The sequence below is a fragment of the Serratia nevei genome (assembly GCF_037948395.1).
Lineage (GTDB): Bacteria > Pseudomonadota > Gammaproteobacteria > Enterobacterales > Enterobacteriaceae > Serratia > Serratia nevei.
Map to the genome: position 1 here is coordinate 2225020 of NZ_CP149940.1, position 19361 is coordinate 2244380.

Sequence of the window (19361 nt, forward strand, 5' to 3'; positions counted from 1 at the left end):
CCGATGGCGTCATTATAATGACGCCTGTTCATGCCTGTGGCTTGTTGGCAATACCGTTGTAATCAGGAAATTTCATGGAAAATCAACCTAAGTTGAACTCTAGTAAAGAAGTCATTGCTTTTCTTGCCGAGCGTTTTCCGCTCTGCTTTAGCGCCGAAGGCGAAGCTCGTCCGCTGAAAATCGGTATTTTTCAGGATTTGGTAGAGCGCGTGCAGGGGGAAGAGAATCTCAGCAAAACGCAATTGCGTTCTGCCCTGCGCCTGTACACCTCAAGCTGGCGTTACCTGTACGGCGTCAAAGTTGGCGCGCAGCGCGTCGACCTGGACGGCAATCCGTGCGGTGAACTGGAACAGCAGCATGTCGATCATGCTCGCCAGCAGCTTGAAGAAGCCAAAGCGCGCGTTCAGGCACAGCGTGCCGAACAAAACGCCAAAAAACGTGAAGCCGCCGGTGAATCTGCCGATGCCGCGCCACGCCGTCCGCGCCCAGCCGGTAAAAAGCCTGCTGCACGTCGCGAAGGCGGAGCCGCGCCGGAAAACCGCAAGCCGCGCCCACAAACTCGCCCACAGCCAGCTCGTCAACCTCGTGCAGCAAAAGAGGAAAACCAGCCGCGTTATGCGCCAGTCACGGATATCTCTAAACTGCAAATTGGCCAGGAAATCAAAGTCAGAGCAGGCAAGAGCGCGATGGATGCTACCGTACTCGAAATCGCTAAAGATGGCGTACGTGTGCAGCTCTCTTCCGGTCTGGCGATGATTGTGCGCGCAGAACACTTGCAGTTCTGATACGGAGGCCAACCAAGGCATGAACAAATTCGTCAGATTAACAGCGATTGCAGGGCTGCTGTGGGCGGGTGTCAGTTACGGCGCGGAAACAGCCAACATCCGCATCGGCCAACTGCCCCAACTGCAACAGGAACCCCAGCACGCTACGGTGAGTGAGCGCGTGACCTCGCGCTTCACTCGCTCTCATTACCGCCAGTTCGCCCTCGACGCGGAGTTTTCAGGCAAGATCTTCGATCGCTACCTGAACATGCTGGACTACAACCATAACGTGTTGCTGGCCTCCGACGTGGCGCAGTTCGCCGGCAAACGCAATCAGGTTGGCGAAGAGCTAAAAACCGGCAAGCTGGATACCTTCTACGCGCTGTTCAATCTGGCGCAGAAACGCCGTTTCGAGCGTTACACCTATGCGTTGTCGCTGCTGGACAAGCCGATGAACTTCACCGGCAACGGCACTATCGATCTCGACCGCAGCAAAGCGCCGTGGCCGAAAGACAAGGCCGAGCTGGATAGCCTGTGGGATGCGAAAGTCACCTATGACGAGCTGAACCTCAAGCTGACCGGCAAGACCGACAAAGAAATCCGCGACACGCTGACCAAGCGTTATCAGTTCGCCATCAAGCGCCTGACGCAAAGCAACAGCGAAGACGTCTTCCAGCTGGCGATGAATGCCTTTGCGCATGAAATCGACCCGCACACCAACTATCTGTCTCCGCGCAACACCGAGCAGTTCAACACCGAGATGAGCCTGTCGCTGGAAGGCATCGGTGCGGTGCTGCAGATGGATGACGACTACACCCTGATCAACTCGATGGTGCCGGGCGGCCCGGCGGCGAAGAGCAAGGCGATCACCGTGGGCGATCGCATCGTCGGCGTCGGCCAGGCCGGCAAACCGATGGTGGACGTGATCGGCTGGCGCCTGGACGACGTGGTGTCATTGATCAAAGGGCCGAAAGGCAGCAAGGTGCGCCTGGAGATCCTGCCGGCCGGCAAGGGCACCAAAACCCGCGTGGTCACCCTGACCCGCGAGCGCATCCGCCTGGAAGACCGCGCGGTGAAAATGACCATCAAGACCGTCGGCAAAGAGAAGGTGGCGGTGTTCGACATCCCAGGCTTCTACGTCGGTCTGACCGATGACGTGAAAGTGCAGCTGCAGAAGATGGCCAAGCAGAACGTCAAGAGCGTGATCATCGATCTGCGCACCAACGGCGGCGGCGCGCTGACCGAAGCGGTGTCGCTGTCCGGCCTGTTCATTCCGAGCGGCCCGGTGGTGCAGGTGCGCGACAACAACGGCAAAGTGCGTGAAGACGCCGACACCGACGGCGTGACCTACTACAAAGGCCCGCTGGTGGTGCTGGTCGATCGCTTCAGCGCCTCCGCCTCCGAGATCTTCGCGGCGGCGATGCAGGATTACGGCCGCGCGCTGATCGTCGGCGAACCGACCTTCGGTAAAGGTACCGTGCAGCAGTACCGTTCGCTGAACCGCATCTACGATCAGATGCTGCGCCCTGAGTGGCCGGCGCTGGGGTCGGTGCAGTACACCATTCAGAAGTTCTACCGCGTCAACGGCGGCAGCACCCAGCGCAAAGGGGTGACCCCGGACATTCTGATGCCAACCGGCGTCGATCCGGCGGAAACCGGTGAAGCGTTTGAAGACAACGCCATGCCGTGGGACAGCATCAATGCGGCGACCTACAGCAAGACCGGCGATATGGCGCCGTTCGAGCCGGAGCTGCTGAAAGATCATCAGCAGCGCATCGCGCAGAATCCGGAGTTCCAGTACATCGCGCAGGATATCGCGCATTACAAGGCGCTGAAGGATAAACGCAACATCGTGTCCCTCAATCTGGCCGTGCGCGAGAAAGAGAACCACGATGACGATGCGACCCGTCTGAAACGTATCAACGAGCGCCTGGAACGTGCGGGCAAGAAGCCGCTGAAATCGCTCGACGATCTGCCGAAGGATTACCAGGAACCGGATCCGTACCTGGATGAAACCGTGCATATCGCGCTGGACCTGGCTCATTTGGAAAAGGATCAGCCCGCTCAGCAGCCAACGCCGGCCAAATAAGGCCGCGTCAGGCAGGATGAAAAACGCACCCTCGGGTGCGTTTTTTTATGGCCGCGTTACGTGCTGCTCAGACGGCTTTCTTGCGGTGGCGCAGCCCGAGCCGGATGCAGGAAACCACCACCAGCAGGCAGCCGATCAGCGACAGCAACAGCGGGACTTCGTGCCAGAACAGCCAGCCCCAGGCAATATTGAAAACGATGCCGATATAGCGCACCACCGAGACCACGATCAGGTTATCGGAGGAAAAGGCCTGGGTTAAGACGACCTGTCCCAACAGCGATACCAGGGCGATGGCGAGCAGGATGGCAAACTGGTAGAGGTTGGGCCAGACGAAGGCGTTCCACATCAGCGGCAGCGAGATCAGCGTCGCGATAAACAGGAAATAGAACACGATCTCGTAGTTGTGGTGGCGCTTGCTGAGCTTGTTGACCGACAGATAGGCGATGGCGGCGAACACCGCGCTCATCACGCCGACCAGCGACGCCAGGGTATACGTTGAGAAATGCCACGGCCGCACCAGCAGTACGGCGCCGATGATGACCAGCGCCAGCCAAAATGCGGTGTTGGCGCTGATCCGTTCACGCAGCACCAGCAAGGAAAGCAGAATGGAGAAAAACGGCGACAGGTAGGCCAGCATGCTGGCGTCGGCCAGCGTGAGGTGGGCGATGCTGTAAAAATAACAGATGAGATACAGCCCACCCATAGTGCCTCGTAATACCAGCAGCGGCCGGTCCTCGCGGCTGAAGGCGACGCCGTGGCGATACATCAGCAGCAGAACCAGCAGGCAGCCGATGCTGCTGCGAAAGAACACGATTTCCCCGGTGGGGATGTCGTCGGCGATGGTTTTGACCAGCGCATTCATGACGCTGAAAATCAGCGAGGCGAAAATGGCCAGCAGCGCACCCTGATTCATGCTTGCCCCCGCCACTGACGGTAGGTGATGGCCGCCTGTTCGTCGCAGGTATCGTCCAGCAGCGAATGATGGCAATGCTCGGCGCCGATCCGGGTGACGAAGCTCTGCAGTGCCTGCTGAAAGCGCGCCAACAGGCGCCGGGCGGTGGGCATCTCGACGCCAAGCCGCTCCGCCAGCAAGACCAGCGTGCGGAGTTTTCGCACGTCTTCCAGCGGCACGCGCGGCAGGCACCACAGACCTTGAGCATCCTGAAAGACGCGGGCGACCCTGACGGCGGAAAAATCATAATAGCGACCCTGCGCGTCCGGTTCGGAATAGGGATCGACCAGCAGCGCGGTATAGCGCGTAAACAGCGCATAGCGTTGTTCCGCCGGCGCGAGCTGCGGGAAATGGTCAATCCAGCGGCGGCTCACCATGCGGGAGGGAACCGGGTAGCTGTCGTCGTTCAAAAAGCGCAGCAGGTTGATGGCTTCGACGCCGAGATGGTTGAGCAGCCTTTTGTAATCCTCCGACAGTTCGAGCATGTCGGCGATAACCTCGGGACAGAGGGGCCCTTCGGGGTAGGTTTTATACAGGTATTGCACCGGCGCCTGCGGCTGGAATATCGCCTGCAGCGTGGTGTCGGCCAGCGCCAGCGGCGGATGAACATAGTTGGTGATGCTGAAGCGCTCGGCGGCCAGCAGGCTGGCGCAGCGCCGGGCGTCGATAGCGTGACGCGCCAGCACCGAGCCGATCCAGTCGAGTTCGGCGGAGTCTGGCGCCGGGCTCTGGGCCGCGAGATAGATTCGCTGTTTGAAGGCCTTGGTATAGGCGCGGTAGGGCTGCGCCGCATCCTGATATTTGGTGTCGGCGTAATAACTGGACAGACTGATGATCCCGACGTGGGATTGGCCGGCCGCCTGCAGCAGGTTTTGCACCATCAGGCCGGAGCCGATGGACGGGGAAAGCAGGATCAACGAACGCAGGTGGGGTAAGGTGGCCCACGGCACCTGCCGCAGCACCTCGTAATAGCGATCGGCGGGCACCGCGAGGATCAGCCGCTGCCAGTCGCCGCCGATGAGCGACAGATCGTCGCAATAGCTGTCTACTGCCACCTGCGCATCGCGCTGGGTCTGCCGCGCCTTGCCGACGCCTTCCAGATTCAGACTGGGCGTGTGCGCCAGATGCGCCTTCAGGCGTTGTCCTTTCTCGCTGGGGCGATTGTACAGGCCGATGCGCGTGTCGGCCGCGGCCTGGATATCCGCAGCCAATTGGATCGCCGCCGGACCGGCGCCGAGGATCAGGGTAGGAAATGCGTTATTCATGGCGATGAGACTCCAAAATCAAGAGATCGTACAGCGGGGTGGCAACCGGTTTACCGCTGACGCGCCAGGGTGAACGGGCAGCCAGATGGTGATAAGGGCAGTTGAAGATCGACTTAAGGCCGTTACCGTAGCGCAGCAGCAGTTTGCCGCGCTGGGGCAGTAAAGGCCGCAGCTGTGTCAGCAAGGTCTGCTTGTCCGCCACCAGAGAGGCGATGATGATGTGATCGATGTCGCGGTCGGTCAGGCCGTTCAATTTATCGATGCAGGGGATTTGCCGTGACAGCCCCAGATGGCGCGTGAGGCGGCGGGCAAAACGCTGGGCCGCCGGGTCGCAATCGTAGCAAATGACGGTGGCGGAGAGCCTGGCGACCAGCGCCAGCGCGGTGGTGGGCAAGGCGCCGCTGCCCACCAGCAACACCCGTTCACCGGGTTTGATGTCGGCGGCGGCGATCTCCAACTGCAGGGCGCTATCGAAACTGTTCAGGTAGGCGTTGGTCTGCGCCGGCTCCCGGCAGAGCGTGGCGACGCGATGCTTCTCGTAATCGCACAAGGCGGCATTGGCCACCGCTCGCAGCTGGGTGATTTGCGCTGTTATCGAGCGATCGTTTTCCAGCTTGCGGCGATAGGCCTGCAGCTGCGGCAGATCGTTAAAGGCCTGCAGGCGGCTGAAGCGCCGTTCCAGCAGGGAAAAATGGCGCCGATCTTGCCGGGCGGAACGGTGAAGCTGGTGGATTTCCTGTTGCAAGCCGGCGAGTTGCGCCAGCATGTCCGCCTTGGTCAGAGTGTACATGGGGTTTCTCCGTGTGCGTGTAACAGCTGTGTCGGCAGCAGAAAGGGGTAGCCTTGGGGGCTGATGCCGCTTTCGATACCGACGCCAAATACGCGGGACATCATCGGGTGCCCCATCATCTGATGGGTGTCGCCGTGGCAAATGACGCGTCCGTGCTCGAGCAAGGTGAGAGAATGGCAGTAGCGCAGCGCCAGCCCCAGATCGTGGATCACCAGCAGCGTGATGCAGCGATGACGCCGGCTGTAGTCGGCGATCTGATTGAGTACGCGCAGCTGATGGTGGATGTCCAGCGCGCTGGTGGGCTCGTCGAGTAAAATGAGCTGCGGCTGAGAGACGAAGGCCTGCGCCAACATCACCAACTGCCGCTGCCCGCCGCTGAGGCGGTTGAAAGGGCGATCGGCAAGTGCGGAAATGCCGCATTCCGCCAGCGCCTGTTCGACCGCGTCGGCCTGTGCGGCGCTGACGCGCCACCCCAACTGCCGTACCTTGCCCAGCAGCACCATGTCAAACGCGGTCAACGCCGACTCGCTGCGATTGAGTTGCGGCACATAGGCGATGCGGCTGGTTTTCGGATCGAGCGGGCGCTCGCGGTAGGCGATAGCGCCGCTGTGCGGCAGCATGCGATTGATCGCTTTGAGCAGCGTCGATTTGCCGGCGCCGTTGGGCCCGATGATGCCGCCGAGTTTTGCCTCCGGCCAGGCCAATGAAATGTCGGCTAACAGCTGACGTCGATGCAGCGTGACGCCGACGCCGGTGAGGGTCAGTTGAGTCATGGGCGTTTAACCTGTCGGGTGACGAAGTAGAACAGCACCGGCACGCCGATTAAGGCGATAACGATGCCGATGGGCACTACGCCGTTCGGCAGCACCAGTTTGGCGACGATCGACGCGCACAGCAGCAGCAGGCTGCCGCAAAGGGCGGAAATGCAGATCAGATAGCGTTGATCCTCGCCCACCAGAAAACGGGCGAAATGCGGGGCGATCAGCCCGACGAACCCGATGGTGCCGACAAACGAGACTGAGGCGGCCGTCAGTAAGGTCGCCAGCAGAAAGGCCAGCTTGCGCAGCGCGCTGACGTTGATGCCCAGCCCCTGGGCCTGTTCTTCGCCGGCGGACAGTGCGGTCAGGCGCCAGGCCAGCCGCAGGCTGACGACCAGCGCGCAGAACAGGACGCCGCCGGTGATCGCCACGCCGTGCATATTGGCTTTGAGCAGGCTGCCGAACAGCCAGAAGACGATTTGCTGCATGGCTTCGGGCGAGGCCAGAAACAGCAGCAGGGATTGCAGCGACTGAAAGAAGAACAGCACCACGATGCCGCTCAGCACCAAAATTTGCGGCGTCATGCCGCGGCGCTGTCCCAGCAGATAGATAGGCACGCAGGCCAACAGCGCCATCAGCGAAGCCAGCAGGGGCGTGCCCAGCGCCAGCGCGCCACCCAGGCTGAATCCGGTGATGATCGACAGCGCCGCGCCAAATCCCGCCGCGGCCGAGATCCCCAGCGTATACGGGCTGGCGAGGGGGTTGGCCAGCACGGTCTGCATCAACAGACCGGCCAGCGCCAGGCTGGCGCCGACGACCAACGCGGTGAGCGTCATCGGCAAGCGAATCGACCAGAAAACCACCTGATGCAGCTCGTTGCCTGGCGCGGAGCCGGGCCAGAGCATGGGCAGGATATCCGAGAGGCTAAGGTGCGCGGCGCCGACGGTCAGATCGACGACGGCGGCCGCCAGCAGCGCGCCGAGCAGCGCCAGCGTCAATAGCCCGCAGCGCAGCCTGCGCCGTTGTAAAAACGCACGTCCTGTGTAGGCCACGGCTACTCTCCTTGCCAGCGTTGCAGGAAGACGCCGTCAGCCTCTATCGGTAAGTATTGGCGGTAGAACCGCGCCAGGTTGCGTGGGGGATCAACGTCGGCAAACGCGGCCGGATAGAGGGCTTTCGCCAGATACTGAACAAAAATAAAATCGTAAATCGTGCGCGCGCCGCCATGGTAGAGCGCATAGAGGCGCTGGTCTTTTATCGCCGGCAGCTGCGGCCAACCGGCTCGCCGGGCGTACTGAGCGAGGCGTGCCTGAAGGGGGGCCGCCTGTGCGCCGTAGCCCATCGGTACGGCGTTTGGCATGTTTTCCCAGTCGCCACCGGCGAGGAAAATGACGTCCGGCTTTTGGGTCAGTACATAGTCGGCGCGTAAAGGCGCGGGGCTACCGACGACGCCGGCGGCGATATTGCGGGCGCCGGCCAGCTGTAACAGCGGCCCCCAGACGGAGGCGCCATAGCTGCTGCTGTATTCGCCGGGCCCCTTGTCGCCGAGTTCGATATAAGCGGTCGGTGGCGGCAGCTGCGCCTCGCGAATACGCCGTTGAGTCTCTTCAAGGCTCTGCCGATACTCGCTGGCCAGCCGTTCTGCCCGCTCGGGGTGGCCCATCGCCTGACCCATGGCCCGAATGCTGGCAAGTTTGACTTCCGCACCCTGGTTGAAGTCGACGACGATGTAAGGAATGTTGAGCTGTTGCAGCACCGGCAGGTAGTTGGCGAAGCCGTCGAGCTGCCATTTCGCCAGGATCAGCAGGTCTGGCCGCGTGGTCAGCAGGCGTTCGAAGTCAAAGCTCTGATTGTAGAGCGAACCGACATCGACCAGCTGAGCGAGCCGCGGCAGAGCCGCCTGATAACGCGGCCATTGGCTGGTGCGCAAGGCCCAGTCGCTTTTAGAGAAGGCGGCCACCTGTTGAAAACTGTCCGGGCCGTTCACCGCCAGAAAATCTTCGTAGTAAAAGCCGATATAGGCGCGTTGTGCGGGGGCGGCCAGGGTGACCTGGCGTCCTTCTGCGTCGGTGAGGTGGATTTCAGCTTGCGCGACGTGGCAAAAGAGCAGCCACGCAGTCAGCATGCAGACGAGGCGAGGTAACATGATTGACATCCCTTTACGATTAAATGTGATGTTATAATGTAACAATTAATCGCGGGATTCAAACTTTCCTGTCAGGCGAGGCGAGCGCTGCGTGAGCGAAGGCGGTGAGAGCCTGGCGGCCATAAAAAGTGTGCGGGCAATTTTTCTCGACGTCATTTTGCACGGGCCAGGAATTTTTTCTGAGAAATCCCTCCGCCTTGCGCAACAATCGTTTACAATTTGCCAAATCCCGGTCGCGCGTCGTTTTTGTAAAGTTTCGTATTTTTAGTAGGTTAATGACGCGCGACTCTTGAAACTGTGACGAATGCCCATACGATCTAGGGTATCTTAGACAGCGTTTTGTTAACATTTATGAGGAAGTAAACATTTTATGATGCGTATAGCTCTGTTCCTGCTCACCAACCTGGCGGTGATGTTGGTTTTCGGGCTGGTGCTCAGCCTGACAGGAATCCAATCCAGTAGCGTTCAGGGCCTGATGATCATGGCCGGTCTGTTCGGCTTCGGCGGCGCTTTCGTGTCGTTGCTGATGTCCAAGTGGATGGCGCTGCGCTCCGTCGGCGGGGAAGTGATTGAACAACCGCGTAACGAAACCGAAAACTGGCTGCTGGAAACGGTACGCCGTCAGTCGCAGCAGGCGGGCATCGCCATGCCGCAGGTTGCTATCTACCACGCGCCGGACATCAACGCCTTCGCCACCGGCGCGCGCCGCGACGCTTCGCTGGTCGCCGTCAGCACCGGCCTGCTGCAGAGCATGAGCCGCGACGAGGCGGAAGCGGTCATCGCGCATGAAATCAGCCACGTCGCCAACGGCGATATGGTGACCATGACCCTGATTCAGGGCATCGTGAACACCTTCGTCATCTTCATTTCGCGCCTGATCGCGCAGGTCGCCGCCGGCTTCCTGGGCAACCGTGATGGCGAAGGGGAAGGCAACGGCAACCCGATGATTTACTTCGCGGTGTCGATGGTGCTGGAACTGGTGTTCGGCATCCTGGCAAGCATCATCACCATGTGGTTCTCGCGTCACCGCGAGTTCTACGCCGACGCCGGCTCCGCCAAGCTGGTGGGCCGCGAGAAGATGATCGCCGCCTTGCAGCGCCTGAAAACCAGCTACGAACCGCAGGAAGCGGGCAGCATGATGGCGTTCTGCATCAACGGTAAATCCAAGTCGTTCAGCGAGCTGTTCATGTCGCACCCGCCGCTCGACAAGCGTATCGAAGCGCTGCGTTCCGGCCAGTACCTGAAGTAATCGGCTGAATGAAAGGAAAAACCCCGGCTTGCCGGGGTTTTTTTATGTCCGCTATTTCACCTCGCGGCTTGGCTGCGCCGTTTGCGCCGTCGATTGGGTGATGCGCAGGCTGCTGACCGCCGCCGCCAGAGTGGCGAACACGCCGGCCAGGATCAGCGAAGCGTGGGTGCCGGAGGTGGGGAACAGGTTGAACATCAGCGCCACCAGCGCGGCCCCCGAGGTTTGCCCCAGCAGGCGAGCGGTGCCCAGCATGCCGCTGGCGCCGCCGCTGCGGTTACGCGGCGCGGCGGAGATGATGGTGTGATTGTTGGGCGACTGGAACAGGCCGAAGCCGGCGCCGCACAGCACCATGCGCCAGATGATGTCCCCATTCGACGGATCCGCGGGCAGCAGCGCCAGCGAGAACAGCCCAAGCGCGAACACCGCCAGCCCAATGCAGCCCAGCAGGCCGGCGTGCACACGCTCCACCAGCCGGCCGGCGATCGGTGCCATGACTACGATCGCCAGCGGCCATGGTGTCAGCAGCAGCCCGGTCGCCACTTCGTCGCGGCCCAATGCGCTTTGCAGGAAGAACGGTAACGACACCATCGCCAGCATTTGCGCAGCAAACGAGCAGATTGAGGTGCCCATCGACAGGGCAAAGATCGGGATGCGCAGCAGGTCGACCGGCAGCAGCGGAAATTCCTGGCGCAGCTGGCGGCGCACGAACACCGCGCCAATCGCCAGCAGCGCGGCGATCTCGCTGAAGATCAGCGTCAGGCTTTGGCCCTGGGCGAAGCCGCTGATGGCGGTGATCAGCAGGCCGAACGTCAACGCGTTCAGCACGGCGCTGGTGGGATCGAAACGGCGGTTATCGCTTTTTTGGCCGTTGGCCGGCAGGAACTTCATGCCCAGCAGCAGCGCGACGAGGCCGATCGGCAGGTTGATGGCGAACAGCCACTGCCAGGAAGCGACCGACAGGATCGCCGCCGCCACCGTTGGCCCGGCCGCCGAGGAGCAGGCGACGATCAGCGAGTTGATGCCCATGCCGCGGCCGAGAAAACGCTGCGGATAGATGATGCGGATCAGCGCGGTGTTGACGCTCATGATGGCGGCGGCGCCAAAGCCTTGCAGCACGCGGGCGATGGTCAGCGTAAGCAGCGAGTCGGACAGGGCGCAGAACAGCGAGGTAATGCTGAACACCAGCAACCCGGCCTGATAGATGCGGCGATAGCCGATCAGATCGCCGAGCGACGCCAGCGACAGCAGAGACACGGTGATCGCCAGCTGATAGGCGTTAACCACCCAAATGGAGCTGGCCGGGCTGGCGTTGAGATCGCGCGCGATGGTGGGCAGCGCCACGTTGGCTATCGCGCCGTCGAGCACGGATACGGTAATGCCGAGGGCGATGGCGAGGATCGCCCCATAGCGTTGCGGGACGGGGAGGCCGTCGGAACAAGGACGCATGTTGGTCTCAGCGGTATTTATTCAGGGGAGTATTATCATGCTAATCATATTCGTCTGTGATTGCATGCCCCTTGTCCGCTTTATTGTAAACGGCGGTGAGCGGGCCGGGGTTATCCATTAGGCTTCAATCGCTTAGCGTTCAGCCGCGTTGCGCGCCGCGATCTGTTCCGATTATACTGAAACCCTTGTTTAAATTTCCTGAAACAAAACCGTTAAGTAGGGTATTCACCATGGCTAACGCAGATTCAGACAAGCAACCGGATGCCGTCTCATCCGTGATGAAAGTGTTCGGCATTTTGCAGGCGCTCGGCGATGAGCGCGAGATTGGCATTACCGAACTGTCCCAGCGGGTGATGATGTCCAAAAGCACCGTCTACCGTTTTCTGCAAACCATGAAATCGCTGGGCTACGTCTCGCAGGAAGGCGAGACGGAAAAGTATGCGCTGACGCTCAAGCTGTTCGAGCTGGGCGCCAAATCGCTGCAGAACGTCGATCTGATCCGCAGCGCCGACGTACAGATGCGCGAGCTGTCGAACCGCACCCGCGAAACCATCCACCTCGGTGCCCTGGACGAGGACGGCATCGTCTATATCCACAAGATTGACGCAATGTACAACCTGCGCATGTATTCGCGCATCGGCCGCCGCAACCCGCTGCACAGCACCGCCATCGGTAAAGTGCTGCTGGCCTGGCGCGATCGGGATGAGGTGGCGCAGATCCTGTCGCAGATTGAATTTACCCGCAGCACCGAGCATACCCTGACCAGCGCCGCCGAACTGTTGCCGGTGCTGGAGCGGGTGCGTAAGCAGGGATACGGCGAAGATGCCGAGGAACAGGAGGCGGGGATCCGCTGCATCGCGGTGCCGGTATTCGATCGGTTCGGGGTGGCGATCGCCGGGCTGAGCCTCTCTTTCCCGACGCTGCGTTTTTCCGAAGCGGCGCGGGAGGAGTATGTGGCGCTGCTGCACGTCGCCGCCCGGCGCATCAGTGAACAGCAGGGCTATCACGACTACCCGTTCTAACCCTTCGCTTCGATGAACAAGGCGCGGCCATGGCAGCGCCTTGTTGCTATTTTGCGCCCGGCGTCAGCCGCTGCGCAATCCGCTCCAGCACTAACATCAGCAGCAGCGTGGCCGCCACCAGGATCATGGTCAGCGTCGCGCCGTTGGCGATGCTGCCGCGATCGGTCAGGCTGAAGATAGTGACCGGCAGCGTCGCCCAGCTCGGTGGGTAGATCATCATGGTCGCGCCCAGCTCACCCATCGACAGCGACAGGCTGAGGGCGAAGGCGGAGATCATATAGGGAGCGATCATCGGCAGGGTGACGTGACGCAGGCGAAACAACGGCGAAGCGCCCAGGCTGGCGGCGACGTTTTCGTAGTCGCTCGAAAGCCGGGTCAGCCCGGCCATCACGTTGCCGAAGGTGAAGGCGGAAATCAGCACGAAGTGGGCGACGGGCACGATCAGGAAGGTACCGTTCATCTGCAGCGGTCCCTGGCTGAATGCCACCAGCATGCCTAAACCGATCGACACCGAAGGCACCGCGCTGGGTATGAAGAACAGCGTACTCAGCAGGCGCTGGCCGCGCCCCTGATGGTGGCGCAGCGCCAACGCCGCCCAGGTGCCGCACAGCAGCGCGAACAGGCTGGCGCTGAAACCGATAGCCAGGCTGGCGACCAGCGCGTCCCAGGAGGCGCCGCTGAAGGCCTGGCGGAAATGGCTTAGAGTGAAGCCGCTCGGCAGCACGCCGTTCCACTGTTCGCTCAGGCTGGACATCAGGATCACCGCCAGCGGCAGGCAGAAGAACAGGGCGAACAGCGTGACCGCCAGCGTGCAGGTCAGGGTGCGGCCGGTGCGAGACCAAATCAACATCGTCAGTTCCTCAGCCCGGCGCGCGCCGCGGCGTAGCGGTAAAGGGAGAACAGCCCGAGCGACAGCGCGATATTCACGACGGCGATCGTGCAGGCGACGGCGTAATCCGACTCCAGAATCGCTTTGGAGTAGACCATCATCGGCAGCGTGGTGACGCCCTTGGCGCCGATAAACAGCACGATGCCGAATTCATTGGTGGTCAACAGCAAACACAGGCTGCCGCCGGCCAGCAAGGCCGGCAGCGCGGCCGGCAAAATCACCTGGCGTACCACGCGCCCCGGCCGGGCGCCGAGAATGCTGGCGGCCTCGAGCTGGCTGCGATCGATCTGCGACAGCGCCGCCATCAGCGGGCGCATCACCAGCGGCGTAAACACGGTGATTTCCGCCAGGATCACGCCCCAAATGGAGTAAAGAAAGTCCACCGGCGGCAGGGTAAAACCGAAGGCCGCCATCAGCGTGCCGTTCAGCAGGCCGGCGGATCCGTAGATAAAGGTGAAGGCCAGCGTGATCAGGAAGGTCGGCATGGCGATAAAGGTATCGATCACCCGGGCGATCAGCCGGCTGCCGGGGAACGGCGTAAACACCAGCAGCAGCGACAGCAGGGTGCCGAGTACCAGGCAGCCCAGCGTCGCCAGCAGCGCAATCTGCAGCGTGTTGAGCAGGGCGCCGACAAAGCGTCGGGATTCGAATACCTGTTGCAGCGCGGCGGCGCTGAACAGCCCCTGATCGTCGGTAAACGCCTGTTTGACGATCAGCGCCAGCGGATAGAAAAACAGCGTCGCCAGCACCAGCAGCGGCAGCAAGATCCACAGACGGCGCGGCAAGCGCAGCCGCAGAGCCGGGCGAATAAGCGTAGAGTCGGTCATGTCAGTCCTCGATCAGTACCGCGTCGTCGGGGGCGAAATAGAGCGGCACGCGCTCGCCGATCTGGGGCATCTGGCTGCGATGGGTGGTGACCACGCGCAGCGGATGGCCTTCCGCGTCGAACTGCAGGTGCGTCAACTCCCCCTGCCAGTGAATGTCGCGCAGCATACCGATGATGCAGTTGCTGCGCTGGGCGTCGGCATCGAGCGCAATATGCTGCGGCCGAATACACAGCAGTTTGTCGAAACCGCGTTGCGCACCATAGGTAAAGCAGCCGATCACTTTGCCGGCGCAGCTGACGGTGGTCATGCCTTGCCCGGTAGTGGTCTCCAGCGCGGTGGCCGGCAGCAGGTTGGCGCGGCCGAGGAACTCGGCGGCGAAACGGTTCGTTGGATGATGGTACAGCGCGCGGGTCTCGCCGTGGGCGATCAGGTGGCCGTCGCGCATGATGCCAATCTTGTCCGCCAGCGTCAGCGCTTCGCCCTGATCGTGGGTGACGTACAGGATGGTCAGATCCGGCAGTTCGCGGTGCAGGCGGGCGATCTCTTCCACCATGCTGTGGCGAATTTGCGCGTCCAGCGCCGACAGCGGTTCATCCAGCAGCAAGACTTTGGGGCGCACCGCGATGGCGCGGGCGATCGCCACGCGCTGCTGTTGGCCACCGGAGAGCTGGCTGGGATAGCGCTTGGCGTAGGCGGACATGCCGACGATGGCCAACGCCTCTTCGACGCGCTCGGAGGTGAGGCCGCGCGGCTTGCCCTGGGCGCGCAGGCCGAACGCCACATTGTCTTCGACGCGCATATGCGGAAACAGCGCGTAGTTCTGTACCACCATGCCCAGGCCGCGCTCATAAGGCGGCACGTCGGTGACATCGACGTCACCGATGGCAATACGCCCGGCGGAGGGCTGCACGAAGCCGGCGATCGCCCGCAGCACGGTGGTTTTGCCCGAACCGGAGGGGCCGATCAGCGCCAGCACTTCGCCGGGGGCGATGGTGAGCGTCAGGGGTTTCAGCACCTCGGTGCCGCGGTACGACACGCTGACGCGGTCGAGCTGAATGCCCGACGGCCCGGCGATGTCCTGGCTGCTATCCCGCGCCTCGGCGCGGGAAGAGAGGGTAGAAGGCATCGTCAGCGTCATTCGGTCACCTTGTGCCAGCGGGAGATATCGGCGGACAGGCTGCTCACCACCTGATTCCAGTCCGGCGCCCAGATGTCCACGCCTTTCAGCGCCGCCTGCGACTGCCTGAAGTTATCGTCGGTCGGGGTGACGTCCTTACGCACCGGCATGCCGTAGGAAATGGCGCTGACGCTGCTCTGGGCTTCTTTGCTCAGCAGGAAGTCGATCAGCTTTTTGCCGTTGGCGCTTTGCGGCGCGCCTTGCACCAGGCCGACATAGTAAGGCAGCACCAGCGTGCTGCGCTTGCCGTCCGGCCCGGCCGGCCAGAACACCTTCACGTTCGGGTTGCTGCTCATCTGCGCCAGGTTCATCTGCAGATCGCCGTTGGCCACCAGCAGCTCGCCTTTATTGACCAGCGCGGTCAGCTTGCCGGTGGAAGCGGAAGGGCCGACGTTGTTGCTTTGCAGTTTGCCGAGGTAGTCGAAACCGGCGTCTTTGCTGCCGAAGCTGTGAAACGCCTGCAGCATCACTGCGGTGCCGTCACCCGCCTGGCCCGGCGTGGAGTACTGCAGCTTGTTGCGGAACTGCGCGTCCAGCAGCTGTTGATAGCTGGCGGGCGCCTGCGGCAACAGCTTGGCGTTATAGATGAAGCTCAGGTAGTTGTTCACCAGCGGCACGAACTGCGGCTGGGCGTCGGCGATCTGCGCCGCATCCTGCGGGGTGAAATCCTGCAGCAGTTTTTCCGCGGCGGCGCGCTGGATGAACGGCGGCAGCGTCACCAGCACGTCGGCCTGCGGGTTGCTGCGCTCTTTCGACAGCCGCTCGACGATGGCTCCGGAACCGCCTTCGACGTACTGCACCTTGATGCCGGTTGCCTGAGTGAAGGCGTCGAACTGGGTTTGATACCAGCTGTGATCGCCGTCGTGCAGTCCATCGGCGGAGTAGACGGTCACCACCGCGTCGGCGGCCCAGGCCGGCGCGGTGCCGAGTGCGATGGCGGTCATCACGACCAGACGAGAAAGTTTCATAGCTTCAGCCTCACTGTTGCGGGTTAATGCGAAACTGGTATACACCAGATATGCGGCCAAGCTAATCGGCGAATATGACAAACAAATGAAAGCGGCAAAATATATTTACCGGCAACGGGGATTGGGCGTGGGAGAGAAACGGGGGCGGCAGGCGCAGCCCCGTCATGCTGGGGTTAAAGCGTATCGACTTCGATGCGCAGGCTGTCGTGGCGCCAGTATTCGATATCGAAATCGAGAATGCGGCCGTGCTGATCGTAATTTAATCGGCGCAGCAGCAAGGCGGGCAGGCCGACCATGGCGCCGAGCGCGTTGGCGGCGCGGTAAGGCAGGGCTGTCGGATAGAACGACAGATGCATGTTGCTGTAAATCAACGCGTAATGCTGTTGATAGACCTCGGTCAGGCTGCCGTTGAGATCGTGGCTGAGCAGTTCCGGCACCCGCTGCGGCAGACAGTGGTTTTCGCAATAGCAGATGGCGCGGCCGTCGGCGTAACGCACGCGGCGTAGCAGATACACCTGATCGAACGGTTCGAGCGCCAGCGGCTGCATCACGTCGAGCGGCACCGTGGTTTTTTCGCCGGACAGCAGTGCGGTGCGCGGCGTGCGCCCCTGCTCCTGGCAGAGGCGGTGGAAGTTGGTGTTCTGCGTCGGATCCAGCCACAGCCGCTCCGGCGTGACGAACCAACCGCGGCGATCGGCGCGGTAGATGGCGCCGGTGGCCTCCAGCTGTGCCAGGCTCTCGCGAATGGTAACGCGGGTGGTGGAGAAGATGGCGCACAGCTCGCGCTCCGAAGGCAGTTTGTCGCCCGCCTGCAGCGCGCCGCGGGTGATACGCGCCTGAAGCTGATCCTTGATCTGCAGGTAGTGGGGCATATCGCCCTGATGTTCTTTCATTTCATCTCGCTATGGCATCGGCCCGACATTCCGGCACGCGCTTATTATACATAGCCAGATGAATTTTTTGTTTCACCGCGCTTTGTCGTTTGACCGGGGAAGGAATTTGCGGCCACAATGCCCGCAATCTGGTATAGACCAAATAGGTGAATAACATGTCCGATCGTAACTACCTGCTGTTGACCCCCGGCCCGTTGACCACGTCGAAAACGGTAAAAGAGGCGATGCTGTTCGACAGCTGCACCTGGGATGAAGATTACAACCTGGGCGTGGTGCAAAGCATCCGCCAGCAGTTGGTGGCGCTGGCGACGCCGTCCGCCGGTTACACCTCGGTGTTGCTGCAGGGCAGCGGCAGTTTTGCGGTGGAAGGCGTGCTGGGCACGGTCATCGGCCCGCAGGACAAGCTGCTGATCGTCAACAACGGCGCCTACGGGGCGCGAATGATCGAAATGGCGCGGCTGATGGACATCGACCATCACGCTTTCGACTGCGGCGAGGTCAATGAGCCGGACGTGGCGGCGATGGAGGCGGTGCTGAAAAGCGATGCGCGCATCAGCCATATCGCCATGGTGCACTGCGAAACCACCACCGGCATGCTCAACCCGCTGCAGAAGGTCGCCGGCCTGGCGGCGCGCAACGGAAAGACCTTTATCGTCGATGCCATGAGCAGCTTCGGCGGCATCCCGCTGGATGTGGACGCGCTGGGCATCGATTTTCTGATCAGCTCCGCCAACAAATGCATTCAGGGCGTGCCGGGCTTCGCTTTCGTCATCGCCCGCCGCAGCGAGCTGGAGAAATGTGCCGGCCGTTCACGCTCGCTGTCGCTGGATCTGTATGCCCAGTGGCGCTGTATGGAAGACCAGGCCGGCAAATGGCGCTTTACGTCGCCGACCCACACCGTGTTGGCCTTTGCACAGGCGCTGAAAGAACTGGAACAAGAGGGCGGCATTGCCGCGCGCCACCGCCGCTATCAGACCAATCAGCGGCGGCTGGTGGCGGGTATGCGCGAGCTGGGCTTTGAGACTCTGCTGGACGATGCGTTGCATTCGCCGATCATCACCGCGTTCTATTCGCCAAAGGCCGACACTTACCGCTTTGCCGAATTTTATCAGTGCCTGAAGCAGCAAGGGTTTGTGATCTATCCCGGCAAAGTGTCGCAGAGCGACTGCTTCCGCATCGGCAACATCGGGGAAATTTATCCGCAGGATATCGAACGTTTGCTGGCGGCCGTCGGGCAGGCGATGTACTGGAATCAATAAGGATTGACCATGAAACAGATCAACGCAGTGATCCTCGACTGGGCCGGCACCACGGTGGACTTCGGCTCCTTTGCGCCAACGCAGATTTTTGTCGAGGCATTCAAACAAACCTTCGATATCGACATCAGCCTGGCGGAGGCGCGCATTCCGATGGGGCTGGGTAAATGGCAGCACATCGAGGCGCTAGGCAAGCTGCCGGCGGTCGACGCGCGCTGGCGGCAGAAGCTGGGCCGTTCGATGACCCATCAGGACATCGACGCGCTGTATCAGGCGTTTATGCCGCTGCAAATCGCCAAAGTGATCGACTTCGCCGATCCCATCGAAGGTGTGCCGCAGGTGATTGCCGGGCTGCGCGAACAGGGCATTAAAATCGGCTCCTGCTCCGGTTATCCGCGTGCGGTGATGGAGGTGCTGGTGCCTGCCGCCGCGCAGCGCGGCTACGCGCCAGATTACTGGGTCGCCACTGACGATCTCGCGGCCGGTGGCCGGCCGGGGCCGTGGATGGCGTTGCAGAACGTTATCGCGCTGGGCATCGATGCGGTGGCGCACTGCGTGAAGGTGGACGACGCGGTGCCGGGCATTGCTGAAGGGCTGAACGCCGGGATGTGGAGCGTCGGATTGGCGCTGTCCGGCAATGAGTTTGGCGCGACCTGGCAGGAGTACCGCCAAATGGCGGAAGGTGGGATAGAGCTGCGCCGTACGGCGGCTGCCGATAAGCTGTACGCGGCGGGCGCGCACTATGTGATAGACACGCTGGCGCACTTGCCGGGGGTGATCGCCGACATCAACCGGCGGCTGGCGAACGGCGAGCGGCCGTAACGACCGAGCGCGGGGCATAAAAAAACCGGGGATAATCCCCGGTTTTTT

At 61.8% G+C, this 19361-nt stretch carries 18 protein-coding genes; 6 read left to right on the plus strand and 12 right to left on the minus strand.

The window, feature by feature from the left end; translation table 11 throughout:
* Positions 1–74 precede the first annotated feature (74 nt).
* Together proQ and prc are read left to right on the plus strand one after the other, a co-directional pair.
* Positions 75–785, plus strand: coding sequence for an RNA chaperone ProQ (gene proQ, locus V8N38_RS10750; protein ID WP_033638287.1), 711 nt, complete (start codon positions 75–77; stop codon positions 783–785).
* A gap of 19 nt (positions 786–804) precedes the next feature.
* Positions 805–2853: a carboxy terminal-processing peptidase gene (gene prc, locus V8N38_RS10755; protein WP_033642845.1), complete on the plus strand. Its 2049-nt coding sequence runs from the start codon at positions 805–807 to the stop codon at positions 2851–2853.
* Positions 2854–2920: 67 nt separating this feature from the next.
* Here the strand turns inward: prc and V8N38_RS10760 are convergent, their stop codons facing one another.
* The 6 genes from V8N38_RS10760 to V8N38_RS10785 are packed head-to-tail and all read right to left on the minus strand — an operon-like array spanning position 2921 to position 8764.
* Positions 2921–3766, minus strand: a complete 846-nt coding sequence (locus V8N38_RS10760) for a DMT family transporter (protein WP_102984786.1) — start codon at positions 3764–3766, stop codon at positions 2921–2923.
* Positions 3763–5070 carry an opine metallophore biosynthesis dehydrogenase gene (locus V8N38_RS10765; RefSeq protein WP_147840244.1) on the minus strand — a complete coding sequence of 436 codons (1308 nt, stop codon included), beginning with the start codon at positions 5068–5070 and terminating at the stop codon, positions 3763–3765. Before V8N38_RS10765 ends, V8N38_RS10760 begins: the two co-directional genes overlap by 4 nt.
* Positions 5063–5860, minus strand: coding sequence for an SAM-dependent methyltransferase (locus V8N38_RS10770; protein WP_060440085.1), 798 nt, complete (start codon positions 5858–5860; stop codon positions 5063–5065). Before V8N38_RS10770 ends, V8N38_RS10765 begins: the two co-directional genes overlap by 8 nt.
* A complete protein-coding gene (locus V8N38_RS10775) occupies positions 5848–6633 on the minus strand; it encodes an ABC transporter ATP-binding protein (RefSeq protein ID WP_060440084.1) in 786 nt (261 codons plus the stop codon). Before V8N38_RS10775 ends, V8N38_RS10770 begins: the two co-directional genes overlap by 13 nt.
* Positions 6630–7670: a FecCD family ABC transporter permease gene (locus V8N38_RS10780; RefSeq protein WP_147840243.1), complete on the minus strand. Its 1041-nt coding sequence runs from the start codon at positions 7668–7670 to the stop codon at positions 6630–6632. Before V8N38_RS10780 ends, V8N38_RS10775 begins: the two co-directional genes overlap by 4 nt.
* A gap of 2 nt (positions 7671–7672) precedes the next feature.
* The gene (locus V8N38_RS10785; protein ID WP_147840242.1) at positions 7673–8764 is read right to left on the minus strand and encodes an ABC transporter substrate-binding protein; all 1092 of its coding nucleotides are present in this window, start codon (positions 8762–8764) and stop codon (positions 7673–7675) included.
* A 370-nt stretch (positions 8765–9134) separates the two neighbouring features.
* Between V8N38_RS10785 and htpX the strand changes: the two genes are divergently transcribed.
* Positions 9135–10013, plus strand: a complete 879-nt coding sequence (gene htpX, locus V8N38_RS10790) for a protease HtpX (RefSeq protein ID WP_033638291.1) — start codon at positions 9135–9137, stop codon at positions 10011–10013.
* A 51-nt stretch (positions 10014–10064) separates the two neighbouring features.
* On the opposite strand, the gene V8N38_RS10795 is transcribed toward htpX, so the two are convergent.
* Positions 10065–11459, minus strand: coding sequence for an MFS transporter (locus tag V8N38_RS10795; RefSeq protein ID WP_147840241.1), 1395 nt, complete (start codon positions 11457–11459; stop codon positions 10065–10067).
* Between the two features lie 230 nt (positions 11460–11689).
* Here V8N38_RS10795 and kdgR point away from each other — a divergent pair, with 230 nt between their 5' ends.
* Positions 11690–12481: a DNA-binding transcriptional regulator KdgR gene (gene kdgR, locus V8N38_RS10800; RefSeq protein WP_147840240.1), complete on the plus strand. Its 792-nt coding sequence runs from the start codon at positions 11690–11692 to the stop codon at positions 12479–12481.
* A 46-nt stretch (positions 12482–12527) separates the two neighbouring features.
* On the opposite strand, the gene V8N38_RS10805 is transcribed toward kdgR, so the two are convergent.
* The 5 genes from V8N38_RS10805 to phnR form a co-directional block, all read right to left on the minus strand.
* Positions 12528–13331: an ABC transporter permease gene (locus V8N38_RS10805; protein ID WP_060419250.1), complete on the minus strand. Its 804-nt coding sequence runs from the start codon at positions 13329–13331 to the stop codon at positions 12528–12530.
* A gap of 2 nt (positions 13332–13333) precedes the next feature.
* A complete protein-coding gene (gene phnU / locus V8N38_RS10810) occupies positions 13334–14197 on the minus strand; it encodes a 2-aminoethylphosphonate ABC transporter permease subunit (RefSeq protein ID WP_060419249.1) in 864 nt (287 codons plus the stop codon).
* Position 14198: 1 nt separating this feature from the next.
* Positions 14199–15323: a 2-aminoethylphosphonate ABC transport system ATP-binding subunit PhnT gene (phnT, locus tag V8N38_RS10815; RefSeq protein WP_371935059.1), complete on the minus strand. Its 1125-nt coding sequence runs from the start codon at positions 15321–15323 to the stop codon at positions 14199–14201.
* 8 nt (positions 15324–15331) lie between these two features.
* The gene (locus V8N38_RS10820; RefSeq protein WP_147840238.1) at positions 15332–16342 is read right to left on the minus strand and encodes a 2-aminoethylphosphonate ABC transporter substrate-binding protein; all 1011 of its coding nucleotides are present in this window, start codon (positions 16340–16342) and stop codon (positions 15332–15334) included.
* Positions 16343–16515: 173 nt separating this feature from the next.
* On the minus strand, positions 16516–17235 hold the full coding sequence (phnR, locus tag V8N38_RS10825; RefSeq protein WP_049198574.1) for a phosphonate utilization transcriptional regulator PhnR: 720 nt from the start codon (positions 17233–17235) through the stop codon (positions 16516–16518).
* 155 nt (positions 17236–17390) lie between these two features.
* Here phnR and phnW point away from each other — a divergent pair, with 155 nt between their 5' ends.
* Positions 17391–18494, plus strand: coding sequence for a 2-aminoethylphosphonate--pyruvate transaminase (gene phnW / locus V8N38_RS10830; protein WP_060440080.1), 1104 nt, complete (start codon positions 17391–17393; stop codon positions 18492–18494).
* A 9-nt stretch (positions 18495–18503) separates the two neighbouring features.
* On the plus strand, positions 18504–19313 hold the full coding sequence (gene phnX / locus V8N38_RS10835; protein WP_147840237.1) for a phosphonoacetaldehyde hydrolase: 810 nt from the start codon (positions 18504–18506) through the stop codon (positions 19311–19313).
* Positions 19314–19361 lie beyond the last annotated feature (48 nt).